Consider the following 13,645-nt stretch of genomic DNA (forward strand, 5'->3'; position numbering starts at 1 on the left):
TCCGTGCACCAACGCCATTTGGAACCGACATTGACGCGACATGGTTATCGTTTGAAAGATATGGTGGAGCAGTTCGACGCGAAACCTGCTGAAATCAGGGCATTATTTAACAATCAGCTCGATCCGGTGCGCACGGCTGAGTTGCGGGACCGAATGCTGTCGGTCGGGCTGCCGATATGAATAATTTGATTTGCAGTTATTGTGAGTCGGCGGCGGATAAACGCGAGCCGGAAAAGATAAATGCGAGCCCATTGTCACTTAATGTGGGCAGGCAGCACTTTTCATTTGCAGTTAATGTGAGCCGAAAAAACGGATAAATGCGAGTCGGTGGGATTTCAAACGCGAGTCGTTACAGTTATCGGCACCAAAAGAAACTTTTACCGGGCCTCATGCCCGGTTCTTTACCTTAATGTTAAAAAAATGGTCTTCTGATTATTTTAGCTCCTCATTAATGGCCTGCCGAACAATCAACTTTGCGGCCCAACTCGTTAAGTCGATTATTTCATCATTTTCTAAACCAAAAGTATCTTTCAGAATAGTCATAGCCTCTGTACCATATAAAACGGAAATCAACATAATAATCTTATGTATTGTATCATCTTTAAGCTGACCTTTTAGAGGCGCTAACGCCGTAGAAAGTGTCTCTTTACGGTTACTTTTTTTCTTCAAAACGGGTCGTTCGGGGTTACCTTCACCGGATAAAGATTCCTGCCAGCGTAACTGAGAAATGCGTAAAGCATCCCTCATCAGCGCCTCATTGGCTTCTATTTCTTCATAGCCCCATCTTAATAATTTCTCAATATTTTCCTCTGCATCATTACCCATAGGGGGGATAACGAATGATCCAATGACTTGTTTTACAACATACTCTACAAAATCACTGTGGGTTGAAAAGTAGCTGCGCAACGTGACCTTCGCATATTCAGCTTCACTGGCAATCTCTTCAGGAGACGGAAATTTTTTTTCACGGTATAACTTCAGCGCTGAATGAGTGATACGTTCCAGGGTACGACGCCGGACTGGCGACAGCTTTTCTTCATCAAACAGAATCATTTAAACCCCTTAAAATTTTAACCGTATAGCATTAATAATAAAAAATATCACTAATGATAAAAAGTAACTTGCATGTTGTAAAATATTACAATAGGTTTACATCCATCTTTGAACTGGGTATGTCGCATGGGGTGAACACTATGACACGATTTGTGGTTGTCGTTGGCACAGCAGACACAAAACTGGACGAGCTGGCCTGGCTGAAATGTTGTTTACACCTCGCCGGAGTTGATTCAATCATCATTGATGTGTCTACATCAACTCCCGGGAAAAATCATCAGAATAAAAAGATAGATATTCATTCACTTCAGGTGGCTGAGTATCATCCCTCTGGCGCTGACTCCGTTTTTTGTGGCGTGCGGAATAAAGCGATAACAGCGATGTCTGTCGCCCTCACGAATTTCCTGAACAGTTCAATCGACGATATTGCGGGGGTGATTGGTATCGGCGGCTCAGGCGGAACAGCGCTGATTACTCCGGCTATGCAAAGCCTGCCGATCGGTTTGCCTAAAATCATGGTATCAACTATGGCGTCAGGGAATGTCTCAGCCTACGTTAGAGCCAGCGATATTGCCATGCTTTATACGGTAACCGATCTCAACGGACTAAACCGTATTTCTCGTTCAGTCTTGTCTAATGCTGCAAACATGATGGCGGGTTCTGTCAATTATTTTACGCCATTGGCTGATATTCATAAACCCGCTTTAGGGTTAACGATGTTTGGTATGACGACTCCGTGCATTAATCAGCTCACTACTGAATTAAATACTCAATACGATTGCCTGGCTTTTCATGCTACCGGCAATGGTGGAACAAGCATGGAAAAATTGGCTAAGGACGGCAAATTAGTTTGTGTTTTAGATATTACATTAACCGAAATTGCCGATCTGTTATTTGGGGGCGTCTTGGATTGCCCTGACACACGTTTAGACGTCATTGCAAAAAAAAGCATTCCGTGGATTGGCAGTGCTGGTGCTTTGGACATAGTTAACTTTGGCGCAAAGGACACGATTCCAGAACGTTACAGCAACAGGCTGTTTTTTGAGCACAATTCTCAGGTGACATTGATGCGAACCACACCTGAAGAAAACTATCAGCTTGGTATCTGGATAGGCGCATTTTCCCCGCTGACCAGTTTCATCAATTGCTCAATGTTGGTTCTGGTAGCCTCTTCCAGCATCGGCGCAAACCCCGTCCCAGCGACACTCGCACCTGGCTGATCTTCGGTACCACCACTGGTACACTGACGACTGTCAGTACAGGTACGAACCGAACGATCACCTAACACCCTGACTACTGCGGCGGCAGCTTCTTCACTGTTCTTGAATTTCTGGCACGCAGCACCATTACATTGACCACGGCTGACATTGGCATGGCTATTCGTCGGTAGATTGTTCATCATATTAAAGCCGGCTTTCGCCAAATCCCGGATAGGTTGAATCGCTTTCTGCCCTTTTCCTCCCCGTTTTTCACCCCCTATCCAGTTTGAACCTTGTGTACCGTCTGCAACCTCCATTTTTTGTGTCGTGCCAACCGCATCACCGTTGCCGGTATTCACCAACGTTTTGTATTCCTCCATCAACGCCGCTTTAGTCCATTTACTGCTATCGGAAAAATCCATCATACGCTGTGACATGTTCTGGCAACTCAGTTGTGATTTGTCGAATGCAATGCCTGCCTGTAATACACCGTTGGTCAGCATTTCATATAATCCCGGATTAGCACGCTGGATAACCATTGCCGGCAAACTGGCTACGGCCCCAGTAGCTCCCTGTATCACTTCGCCCATCAGGTTTTTAAAACCCGAAGTCAGGCCATTAAGCTGATTCCCTACCGTCGTTTTTAAATCAAAGTTACCGCACATCAGGTCACTGCTCCAACCGAGGTTTAATCCGCCCAAATGTTGCAGATTGCTGCGGGTCGCCGGCTGTGATATCACTGATCCGCCACCAATGTTGTAAAACAGTTTGTCCGATACAGCGCCATTCATGCTTTTCCCGTAACCTATCGGGCTGTCCGCAATGGCAAAACTTACCGCCTGAACAACAGGAACACTCATAAACGCCAGTGCTACCAATACCGGCAAAAATAATCGTTGTCTCATCCCATGATCCCAGTATCAAAAATCTGTACTGTAGAGAAAAGTCTGTCCACGCCGCTGACAACAACTATAGGGTTGCCACAATGCAAAGACATAATTCCCGTCCTTTGCCACTTCCCCGCGGTTATCCGGAAAAACAGCACAAGATGCGCTCATTTTAGGCGCTATACGTTGCCATTGATGATTTTGGTTACCCGTATTCTCAACGACTTCGCCGGGTGGCCAGTAACCCTGTTTGCGGTTCCCTTTCAGGAGTTGATAAACATGCCCCTGTCCTGTGCGGGTAATAATGTCAGCTACCCGTTGCGCTACCACCGCAGCCGCTTTATCCTCATCCTGTTGCGTCACAAACCCGCTTCGCGGATAAATATTGCCCCACATATTGCCCCGAAACGAATAACCCAGTTCACGTTTACCAGGAATCAGCGCTTCGGGATAAAACGACTCTGGCACACCTGTCCGCCAAACCAGGCTGTCCAGAGTACTTAAAAAGTAAGGCATAAAAGGCGTGGCGACACTTTTACACGCATACCCCGAAATTTTCCCGCCCATTATTGAAGTTGCCGGATGCCCAATCGCATCAGCATATTTAAAATGCAGATTGTTCTTTCGGTTGCCTGGGATTTTCAGCTGATGATTACCGCCGCCCACGGCTATCCCAGAAAGTGCTCTCGTTACGGTATTTTCCACGCCATCAACAGTCTGGCTGACCAGAGACATTTCTTTCCAGGGATTACCGCCAGGCGCGTTATAGACGGAGACCACGGCCTGAGGAATAAAATGTTCAACTTTTATCGAGGTACGCACTTTGCATCCCCAGGGAGAACACAGCAGCCAGTAACAGAGACCTTTTATCCGCCAACTGATGCACGATACTGACGCGGCACTGGCCACAATCTGGGCCGTATTCACACTGGCAACGGCCACGGGCTCCAGAACAACCGTTAACAGCAGGACTATGCCGCACTTTTTCAGCCGGGAATGCCATGTTAATGACGGTAAATCCAGAGACTTCATGGCTGTTTTTCCCGCTGATAGGTATCCCAAATTAACCGGGCATGTCTAACGTCTGTCGTACCATACACAACATAATCATCATCAAAAACCACTGCCGGGAACTTCTTAAGGCCCAGAGTCCAAGCATTCAGTAACCCCTGATAAGCCTGACTGATATGTCGCTCCTGTTGATGCCACGATGGAGACTGCAAAATCTGACGGGCCTGTTTGACTGCCTGTTGAGGATCAGCAGACAGCTTACTGAATAACTGTGATTGCAACTGCTCTGGCTTATCTAGGTACACAACTTGGACGTTTTGATCAGCATTGAGCGGTGGATGGCTTGTGTCGGTATATATCACTGTGCTGGCAAACACGGATACCGGTATTAACCACGGGAAAAGCGCCCAGAATACCCTGATATTCATAGCCTGCACTCCTGCATGGATAAGAGATCCTCATCACGCCCATCCGCCACTTCCCCAGATATCAGACCACGGGCACGGTCCAGCCTTCTCGCCACAACAAAAGCGGCATCCAATTCGCTGCAATGAAGCGCTTTCATAATCGCCCTGCGCTCTGCCTTTTCCTCTTTCTCCGTCATGCCCAGCGCCAGATACACACTGGGCGGCACCACCCGAAATAACGCCTCCACTTTTTTCGACAACACCACGCCTTCGGTGTAACAACCCGGGAGTTTGCTGGCTGATAGCAACACCGATTTTTGTTCTTCAGAAAGCTTTTTAAAACGCGCTATCTGTTCGACTTCATCCGGCGGCATTGTCAAACACAACCACCACTCCGCCATATTGAGCATTTTCTCAGCCGTATCCGGATAGTCCGCCAAATTCTGAGTAGCCAGCCACAACCAAGCGCCTAATTTTCGCCACATCTTGACCACTTTGGTCATATAAGGTGACAATAACGGATTAGTGGTCAGAACATGCGCCTCATCCACGACAAAATTAATTTCCCTTACATCAAATTGATCACGTTCCGCCATATTGTTGATGGTATTGACCAGAGACACCATCGCCAAGGCCATCTGCGCACTATATCCTTCACGCGCCAGCGTACCGAGATCAATTAGCGTTACATCTGCTTCTGGCCAAGGTGTTCCCGGACGATTAAACAATTCCCCCTCAAAACCACTGGTGAACATTGACATCGCCCCCGCCATCTCTTCAGCACGGGCCCGACGCTGTTCGGTACACAATGCTCTCCCCTGTTCATCCCGCCGGCTGTCCCGGGCAATCACAGACAATGCATTTTGCAAATCTTCCGCGATCATCTGTCGGCCGTCATCAAAGCTGGCTCTCGCCGCTATCATGATGGCTTCACGTATCATGCCCCGATCCGCCCGCGTCAGACGTTCTTCCTCTTTCTTCTCCCCACCGGTGATCATCATGCGCGCCGCAAGTTCTATTTCTCCCAGGATATCGCGCTGCTCATCGGCCTCGTCATCTGCGGTTTCCTCTGCCGACCTTTCACCCTCCAAATCCAACTGATAAGATGCCACTTGAAGCAATTGGTGGGCATCGGCAAACAGCGCCAGACTGACACCACAACCTGGTTTAATGCTGATTTTGTTGACACTCAGCCCCAGGCGTTGACAGTAATCGGCAAACAGCCCAAAACTGTTGCCCGCTTCCGCCACAAATAATCGGGGACAGTGCACCGCCATCAACTGCGATAAACTCGCACAGAGCGTAGCCGACTTCCCAGCACCAGTCGGCCCGAATAGCAACAGATGCGCATTCTGGGTACGGTCATGTTTATTTTGCGGATCAAATGTCAGCACATCACCGCCCCGGTTAAAAAAGCTAAGACCCGGGTTGCCTGTGCCGGTCGCCCGCCCTGTCACTGGCAACAACCCAGCCACATGCTGCATCCAAGTCAACCGGGTATACCAGTGATGTTTGTCTCGTTGCGGGTTAAAACACATCGGTAAAGCACGCAGATAACCGTTTAACGGCGCTACGTCACATTCGGGTTTGACCGGCTGCAACCCCGATACCAACAGGATTGCGGCCAGTTGCTGATGCCGACGGTTCAAATCGTCAACATCAGCCCCCTGTAACAGAAAGGTCAGTGCAGAACGGCACAGTTTATGTCTCAGCCCCAGATGTGCCTTAGCTTCTTTTACGTCTGAACGTACTCTCCCTGATTCAGTATTTTCTCCCACGGCATTTTTTGACAACCGGTCGAAATCCTGTTCTAGCGTGTCTTGTGCTTGTGCGACCACAGTCAGCGAAACAATAGTTCCTGAGGGTAATAAGTCCATCAGTGCATTGATATTCTCCCCTCTGACCATTTCACCGGTCAGCGTTCCCGGCTCTGGTGGACGACGCAGCCGTTCAACCGGTACCGCTCGGTGAGCAATATTATCAAACCACCATACACCGTTTTTCACGTCAGAACGTGGCGGGGTAAACCACAAGGTTTCCGTGAAATCATTATCTGGCTTCCTCTCACCAGCCTGTGGGGTAGCATAACTCGCTGCCTGATACAACGTCGCTTTGTCTATCCAATCTGGATCAGGATTGAATAATCGCAGTAACCAGTGATGAACCTGTTCACCATTTTGTCGTTGGCACAAAATACCTGTACTCGCCAGAGAAGCTGTCAGTCGGTCACACACCTGATTAAGCAACACAATGGGTAGCAAGCTTTCTTTCTGTCCGACAGGGGCCCAACGATAAATGACCATCCGGGTACGACGTTGCTGTCCCCGCCAGGACTGACCAGTCACCAATGAATCGTTAAACAGCCCTTCTGGTCGGGCTATCCCCTTCAGATGACGTTCGGTTTCAGCCAACCAAGCTTCAGTGAAGGCTGAACCCTGCGCCCAAGGTTTAATATACTGACGAAGTTGTGTCAGATATAACGCGGGATCATCCTCATCCTGACAAAAAAACTGTACTACCCAGGGAGATACGTCATCGTCTTCCAGACTGTCTTGCAACGCATCTTCTACCTGGTCACGAATGTCTTCCAGACGGGCAGAGGGGCGTCCTTCTGTCGATACCGGGGAAACAGCATAAATAGCACCGACTGAAAGACCATCATCCAGCAACAAGCACTTTTCATCGTCCAAATATTCGGCCCAAGGCAGGTAATCAATGATAGACGGCCAAGTGTCATACAACGCAGCTTCATCCGTGCTGGTCATTTTACCGGGACGCCTCAAAGGTTCACGCCCAACAACGGTAGAAGACGACGGTAGTATGACCTCAGTTTCACCCAAAACTTCCGATAGATTACTCCGTTTACGCAAGCGGACTTTATTCAACAGCGACCACATCACAATGCCTCCGTCCGTTCACCCGGCAAAGCATATTGCACCTGGTTGTAGAACGAAAACACCGTGCTGTATCCCGGTACTGGCGTGTTCCCCGCAACTAAATGTGGAAAGAGATACATCACCATGTCCGGATTGGGTAACCGAGGGAAAGTCTGACTGATTTCATTTTCCTGTGTACGACTATAACTTTCCGTGTAATTCAGCGTAGCCTGCTGTTCCCGTTCGTTCAGCTCCCGGCGCAGTGTTTTACGGGCCTTCATCGTAGTCTGTGACGACGAGGCTTTTCCCTGCCACAGAGCTAACATTGTGCTGTCTCCCGGCGGAAGCATCTCTTCTTTAGACGTGCTGCAACCGGTCAGGATCGTTATCACCACCAACATCACTATTTTTCGCGCTTTATTCATGCTCGTTTTCTCAGTCCAGACCATCACGGACCTCCTGTCCAAGACCAAAGTTATATTTCACCCTGCGTCCCCGCCCTTCATAATCAATCGGTATTTGCTGGGTAATGTGCACGGCTACTCTGGCACCCGGCKGTACGTAAACGGCATCAAAAGTTTGGCCATAACGAGCTTTGACCCATTCGGATACGGCCTTAAATCCTCCGGCAGCGGCTTGCCCCAAAACCGCTTTACCGGCATCCCCGGTCAGTGATGAYGTCGCACCGCCATAACCGTTGGAYTGAGTGGTTAGCTGGCTTTGCGACAACACATCACCCGCAGCTGTGCCACCAGAAAGAGCAAATAAGGTTGGTAAGTAACTGGGTGCATTGGATTTACGTTCACCGCTGATACACGGAATACCGTTGTCGTCAGATAGCCAGCCGATACCGCCGCCGTTATTATCCTGAACGTGATGGCTGCCATTGGTGCGATTATCCGATTTCGGCACAGTTCTGACGGTACCGTCTGCAAAGACAAAAGTTAAAGAGGTGACATTGCCGCGCACGCAAGACAAGGTCCAGTCACCGGTAGCCGTACCAGAAACAATCGCGCCTTCCACGTCCGGCAATTCAATGCCGTTGGCAGTCAGGTTATCTTTACCAATCAGTACTTTAAAAGGATACGGGTCAGTGACTTTGTCATTCACCGGTACCCGGCCTAATAATGCAGTCATCGCCTGGCTGCCGACCAGCGTCGTATTCTCGGGCAGGGTATAAACGGGCCAGACAGTCTCGTTTGTATGACTATCGGTAATGGCTCGCTGATTTTTAGTCATACCGTCATATTCCACTTTCTGACGGCTCAATGCATTGTCCTCCAAAAATGACACTGGGAAACGGGGAGTCGCTGGCTGCCCGCTCATTGCAACCTGTGAGTCAACCGGTAACGTATCCTGTGGGGTAATCCAGACCAACCGGTCCCCGCCTGAGGTCGTATTTTGGCCGGTATCGTCCAATCCTAATCCCAGCGGAATATCACGCTCAACCAGAGGGATGTTTGTACTGATGCTTTTATTGCCTAACTGATGGGTCAACTGGTCAAGTCGGCTGAACAGCGTTTGCTGCTCCGCTTTCAATACCTGCTGTTGCTTTTCTGTTTCTTCGCGGTTGCCCGCTACCGCCTGGTTAATCTGGTCAGTCATGCTCTGACTCCCGTTTCGCCATTTCTCATTGTCAGTCAGTAATTGTGCATTTTGTTTTTCCAATGCCGCCTGCTGAACACGGATACTACGCAAGGCACCGATCAGAGTACGCAATGTGTCTTCCGGGGTGTCTCCCTCAATACCTAATGTACGTAACTCCCCAGGAGACAACTCCACCAGTGCATGATTATTAACTGCCTGACTAACAGAGGTATTAGATTGCCGGCAACTCTTTATACCCACCGCTAATCCCGCGATAACAAAAATAGGCACGACCCATTTCACCAAGCCGTTTGACTTAATTTGCATGGGGATTTCCTTGTTGCTTCATGGGCATTTTTGACCTCACCGGTTCGGGCAGAAAGGCACGGTCAGGCCGACCTTTCACCACCAAATAGACGGTAGTCGTGTCTTCCGGCGTACCTGGCGGTCCCAGCCAACGATGCTGAAAGGTCGCTGATATGAATTGCCCCTGCAACCTGCGTGGATCAAGCACCACGTTCTCACGGTGGGTATTACGCACTTTCAGTGCCACCACAGTGAAGTTATCCACCCCCCAGCCCCCTAACGGGGAGACTATTACCGGCGCAGAGGGATATAATGTGGTCAATCGAGACGACAAGGCCAATGATACAGGGTGAATACCGGGAACAGCTTCTACTGTACGCAACGGCGCATACAGACTTTGCGCGGCGTAACGGGTCAAGACCACCGGCAGCGGAGCCGTGTAGGACAGTTTTTGACGCCGGACGGCCTGACGTTCACCAGCAAGAGAGGGTGACGTTGCTAACATGTTATCCCCTTTGGCACCGTAGTGAACCTGGTCGTTGTCCGTCAGCGTGGTCACATCCCCGTGGTACACCACACGAACCGGCTCAAAGGGACCTTTTCCATTTGTAGCTGTCACATCCAGCAAAATCACTTCACCACTTTCCACATCCTGAAGTTGCAGTCGGGTCTGGGTAAACGTTTCACTTGGATACAGATACACTGCGCCACCGGTGCTTTGTACCCGCAATTTGCCATTCAGCGCACTCGGAAAACCTACCCGAACATTTTTATCCACAAAAACCACCCGCTCATGCCCAATATGTAGGACAACCGGCAGCGGGATACGCTCCCACTTCATCAACTCCACAGCTTCAACGGGTGAAACTGCAACCAGCCAGGCGAATAATAATGCGGTCAATGCCAATAATTCGACGAGTACCTGTTTTTTCACTGGAATATCCCCTTTTTCGCCGGTGCCGGCTGCGATGCGGCTTCCAGCCGTTGCGGTGTGCTGTCATAACAATCCAGTGCCAGACCGAACGGGTTACGTTCTGCATCCCCTTCCCAACGAGTGACTTTAATTGGGTAACGTACCAGTGCCCGTTTTACCGGCTCAGCGTGAAAATATTCATCAGCGACTAAATCTAACCGGATAACCCAGTTATCCCGGCCCTTCACCGTCACATTGCTATCACGAAAGCCCCGTTCCGGAATTTCATACACCACCCGCACGCGATCTTTTAGCTCACCCACTTGTGACCGGTTTTGAGCATCCTGTTCCAGAAACACCTGACAGGAGGGGGTCAAATAAGGTGAAAGCGCCGCTATTTTCGCCGGATAATCAACGTCCCCGTCTTTCGGCCAGGCATTCAGTTGTTGAAAAATATAAAAACCAAAGGCATAAACTTGGGAGACGGGCACTTCCCACCACGGACGAGTGCTACCACTACGCACATCCGGCGGCGTATGAATGGTTAACTCTCTCGGCGCCATCATCCAGCCACTCAGACTCAGTAACAACAATAAAACCAGCACACCACAGGCAGCGCGTAGCGTCAGGATATGCTGGTCCCGATCTTGAATCGCATGACGAAAACGGCTCATAATCGTCTCGCTTTAGTTATTACCCGATAACTGCGGCGCAACGCCCAACATTGTGATGTGACAATCAATGACGGATCACCCAGACCATAGTGCCGCTTTTTCACTTCCAGTTGCCGATAGAGGTAATTCTCCGGTTTACCGCGTTTCATCCGGGCCAGGTATTTGCCACCAAAGGCAATCAATAATAACGGCGCAATCAGTGCCACCGTCGGTATCATCACCCAACCCGTTACTGGTGCCAGTAACAAGCCAATGACCGTGCCAGCTATCAGTCCCGTTAATGCCGTCCAGCCCAGCTCTGGGGTAGTAAATCCCCGGAACACGATAGGTTCGGCATTAAGACGATCAGGTAAAAAACGAATAGTCTGAACCATACTGACACTTCCCTGGGGTTAAAAGAGAATGGAAGTCGATTTGCCCAGCAGCCAGATAACCGCCACTAACAGCACTACACCAACCACCACAATCGCACCAAATTTAGTCCAGGAAGCTCTGTCACTGCGAACTTCAGAAAAAGTATGGATTGCCGCTGTCGCTACATTGATAAACGCGATCGCGGCAACGACCAGCCCTCCTATTACTATGCCGTCCTGCAAGTAACCTTTAACGGTATTAAAAATGCCGCCGCCACTCCCGCTGGAAGGTGGTTCAACCGTTGGCAATGCCGCTGTCACGGGTTGACAAACCAGATAAGCCAGCACACAGAGTGACACTGCACGGGTATTGATACGGGTAAACAGGCGGAACAGTGACTGACATCCCCGCTTTAACAGATCCATTTCCTTTTCCCTTTTTTCCATTACAGGTTAAAAAACCGATTAGCTGGCAAACATCCAGATAGCCATCACCAGCAACAACGCCRCACGAATGACAAAACGGTTCATCGCCGCTTCACGTACCTTTTCATTGGCCCASCCCTGCCAGAYGTCCACTATTCCCCATGCTGCCCAGAGAAACAGCACCGCTATCAGTAAACCGATACAGAGAAATTGCATCACATGAGGATCGAGATTGCCGGAAGCAGCCCTGAATGCATTGCGTTGTACCTCGTTCACCGTATTCGCTCCTGACGATATTGACCGGTCACATCCAGCACAGCCGCAGAAAYCCCTGGTTGGGCACGGGATGGTGTCAGATAGCGGTYAATGCCTTCRCGGATAATATTGAGGTCCCGGTTARCACGYAGATAATCAAAATAAAAACGGTCTGYCTGACCATCCTGAACTGCCAAAACCCGGGCACGTTCCAAACTGGCCTGCACCTGGTCAAGCTGYYTGAGTGTGGTGGCCAGTTCATCTTTTTCTCCGGCCAGTACAGACCAACTCATGAGTATCGTCAGGACAAAAAGACTATGGGAAAATAAGCGGAAATAAACCATAGCATTGCTCTAATCAGCGTAGATAAATAACTTTCCAAAATGGTGCTACACCTTATCTACTAAAAACCATATGTATAACAATGGGTTGAATAAAACCACGTGTAGCGAAATTATGAAACCTTATTTATACATACCAACAGAGTGACGAAAAAGAGTAACGATTACAGTGAATAATTGTTTATCTGATTTTGAAAATTTTGAATATCTGAATTTAGGGTTGATACAAAACTATAAATATCCCCCATCTGACTAATTAAAATAATAGAATTGATAACTGAKGMTTTCTAATACAACAAAGAAATTAAGTGGTATAATAGATCATTAGGCGTTCATTTATTCAAACTTTACAGATAATATTTTCTGTAGGCAGATTTGACTAATTAAGTACAATTCGACACAAAAAAATGTAATTAAATGGTGTGTTAGAGGTATTAATAAGTAATTAGTCGATATTAAATTGGAGGAATTATTTAGCACTCATCAAACCAATTGATTTCAGCTTCACACACAGTTCTAGCTACAAATAAACCCACAATATGAACTTGCGGCAAATGGTTTTTAATAACCATTTTCATTGTTTTATAGTGACTACCTATTCACCATAAAATTAACAAGTGTCGTCTTCTGCAAGATAGTAGTGATCTCTACRACTCAATTCATCAATTTTTGTAAGACGGTAAGTCACAGATGTTCCCTAATATCCTCATAGTCTTTAACCCTTATAGCCCCTAACGCTTCATATTTTGCCGGCCAGCTAATTGAAGTGTTCTTGAAACAAGATTCTAGTATAAATAATTTCCTGCCTTGATTCAAAGCCGCTCTAGCTTGCGTCATCGTTCCTGAGGTATCAAATGCCTCAACGATAATAGTCGCTTCAGATAATGCCGACATAGTCACAGTACGCTCAGGAAAAAACAGACGATTACTACGGTAATCTTGCTCAATATAACGTTTAAACGGCACTTGGCTAATTAGCAAATAACTTTCTCTAATTGCCTTTTGGAGCTCACTATTCTGTCTTGGGTAAATATGAGACAACGGAGTACCAATAACCGCTATTGTGTTACCTCCCAACTCCAACGCAGTCGTATGAGCAACCGTATCTACTCCCTCAGCCAAGCCAGAAATGATAGTAAATCCATCATTCACAAGACATTTAACTAGCTTTCTTGTTCTACGGCGACCTTCATCAGATATCTTTCGTGAACCGACAACAGCTACACACCGAGTATTCACTAAATCCCACCAACCTTGATAATAAAATAATTCTATTGGGTGACGAGCATCTCTCAATTTATCAGGATACTCACTAGCTCCGTGCACTCTAACACCTAAATGCTCCACAGAATATTTA

General features: G+C 48.2%; 14 protein-coding genes and 2 pseudogenes. 2 read left to right on the forward strand and 14 right to left on the reverse strand.

Annotation, left to right across the window (positions count from 1 at the left end):
- Positions 1-18: 18 nt before the first annotated feature.
- Positions 19-180 (forward strand): annotated as a pseudogene (locus D3222_RS18820) (hypothetical protein); the annotation flags it as partial.
- Positions 181-432: 252 nt separating this feature from the next.
- Here D3222_RS18820 and D3222_RS18825 read toward each other — a convergent pair.
- Positions 433-1,053: a TetR/AcrR family transcriptional regulator gene (locus D3222_RS18825; RefSeq protein ID WP_118987517.1), complete on the reverse strand. Its 621-nt coding sequence runs from the start codon at positions 1,051-1,053 to the stop codon at positions 433-435.
- 140 nt (positions 1,054-1,193) lie between these two features.
- On the opposite strand from D3222_RS18825, the gene D3222_RS18830 reads away from it, so the two are divergent.
- Complete coding sequence (locus D3222_RS18830; RefSeq protein WP_232832589.1) at positions 1,194-2,273, forward strand: Tm-1-like ATP-binding domain-containing protein; 1,080 nt, start codon at positions 1,194-1,196, stop codon at positions 2,271-2,273.
- On the opposite strand, the pseudogene D3222_RS18835 reads toward D3222_RS18830, so the two are convergent.
- From D3222_RS18835 to D3222_RS18895, 13 genes and pseudogenes are all read right to left on the reverse strand, one after another.
- Positions 2,165-3,112, reverse strand: a pseudogene (locus D3222_RS18835) (integrating conjugative element protein); the annotation flags it as partial. The gene D3222_RS18830 and the pseudogene D3222_RS18835 sit on opposite strands and share 109 nt — an antisense overlap.
- 60 nt (positions 3,113-3,172) lie before the next feature.
- A complete protein-coding gene (locus tag D3222_RS18840; RefSeq protein ID WP_118987518.1) occupies positions 3,173-4,171 on the reverse strand; it encodes a TIGR03756 family integrating conjugative element protein in 999 nt (332 codons plus the stop codon).
- Complete coding sequence (locus tag D3222_RS18845) at positions 4,168-4,578, reverse strand: TIGR03757 family integrating conjugative element protein (RefSeq protein WP_118987519.1); 411 nt, start codon at positions 4,576-4,578, stop codon at positions 4,168-4,170. The genes D3222_RS18840 and D3222_RS18845 overlap by 4 nt, the downstream gene beginning before the upstream one ends.
- Entirely contained in the window at positions 4,575-7,457 is a 2,883-nt protein-coding gene (locus D3222_RS18850; protein ID WP_118987520.1) for a conjugative transfer ATPase, read from the reverse strand. Before D3222_RS18850 ends, D3222_RS18845 begins: the two co-directional genes overlap by 4 nt.
- Entirely contained in the window at positions 7,454-7,858 is a 405-nt protein-coding gene (locus tag D3222_RS18855) for a TIGR03751 family conjugal transfer lipoprotein (RefSeq protein WP_198672869.1), read from the reverse strand. Before D3222_RS18855 ends, D3222_RS18850 begins: the two co-directional genes overlap by 4 nt.
- 10 nt (positions 7,859-7,868) lie before the next feature.
- Entirely contained in the window at positions 7,869-9,347 is a 1,479-nt protein-coding gene (locus D3222_RS18860; RefSeq protein ID WP_118987522.1) for a TIGR03752 family integrating conjugative element protein, read from the reverse strand.
- Complete coding sequence (locus D3222_RS18865) at positions 9,337-10,167, reverse strand: TIGR03749 family integrating conjugative element protein (RefSeq protein ID WP_232832592.1); 831 nt, start codon at positions 10,165-10,167, stop codon at positions 9,337-9,339. The genes D3222_RS18860 and D3222_RS18865 overlap by 11 nt, the downstream gene beginning before the upstream one ends.
- A gap of 89 nt (positions 10,168-10,256) precedes the next feature.
- A complete protein-coding gene (locus tag D3222_RS18870) occupies positions 10,257-10,913 on the reverse strand; it encodes a PFL_4703 family integrating conjugative element protein (protein ID WP_118987524.1) in 657 nt (218 codons plus the stop codon).
- A complete protein-coding gene (locus tag D3222_RS18875) occupies positions 10,910-11,287 on the reverse strand; it encodes a TIGR03750 family conjugal transfer protein (RefSeq protein WP_118987525.1) in 378 nt (125 codons plus the stop codon). The genes D3222_RS18870 and D3222_RS18875 overlap by 4 nt, the downstream gene beginning before the upstream one ends.
- Positions 11,288-11,305: 18 nt before the next feature.
- On the reverse strand, positions 11,306-11,692 hold the full coding sequence (locus tag D3222_RS18880) for a TIGR03745 family integrating conjugative element membrane protein (RefSeq protein ID WP_232832590.1): 387 nt from the start codon (positions 11,690-11,692) through the stop codon (positions 11,306-11,308).
- A gap of 39 nt (positions 11,693-11,731) precedes the next feature.
- Positions 11,732-11,968, reverse strand: coding sequence for a TIGR03758 family integrating conjugative element protein (locus tag D3222_RS18885; RefSeq protein ID WP_118987526.1), 237 nt, complete (start codon positions 11,966-11,968; stop codon positions 11,732-11,734).
- Positions 11,965-12,240 carry an integrative conjugative element protein, RAQPRD family gene (locus D3222_RS18890; RefSeq protein ID WP_232832591.1) on the reverse strand — a complete coding sequence of 92 codons (276 nt, stop codon included), beginning with the start codon at positions 12,238-12,240 and terminating at the stop codon, positions 11,965-11,967. The genes D3222_RS18885 and D3222_RS18890 overlap by 4 nt, the downstream gene beginning before the upstream one ends.
- 732 nt (positions 12,241-12,972) lie before the next feature.
- Positions 12,973-13,645 (reverse strand): DNA-processing protein DprA (locus tag D3222_RS18895; RefSeq protein WP_157975367.1); only part of this gene is annotated, 673 nt, incomplete at its 5' end.

It is taken from the genome of Photorhabdus sp. CRCIA-P01, from assembly GCF_003545805.1.
GTDB lineage: Bacteria > Pseudomonadota > Gammaproteobacteria > Enterobacterales > Enterobacteriaceae > Photorhabdus > Photorhabdus antumapuensis.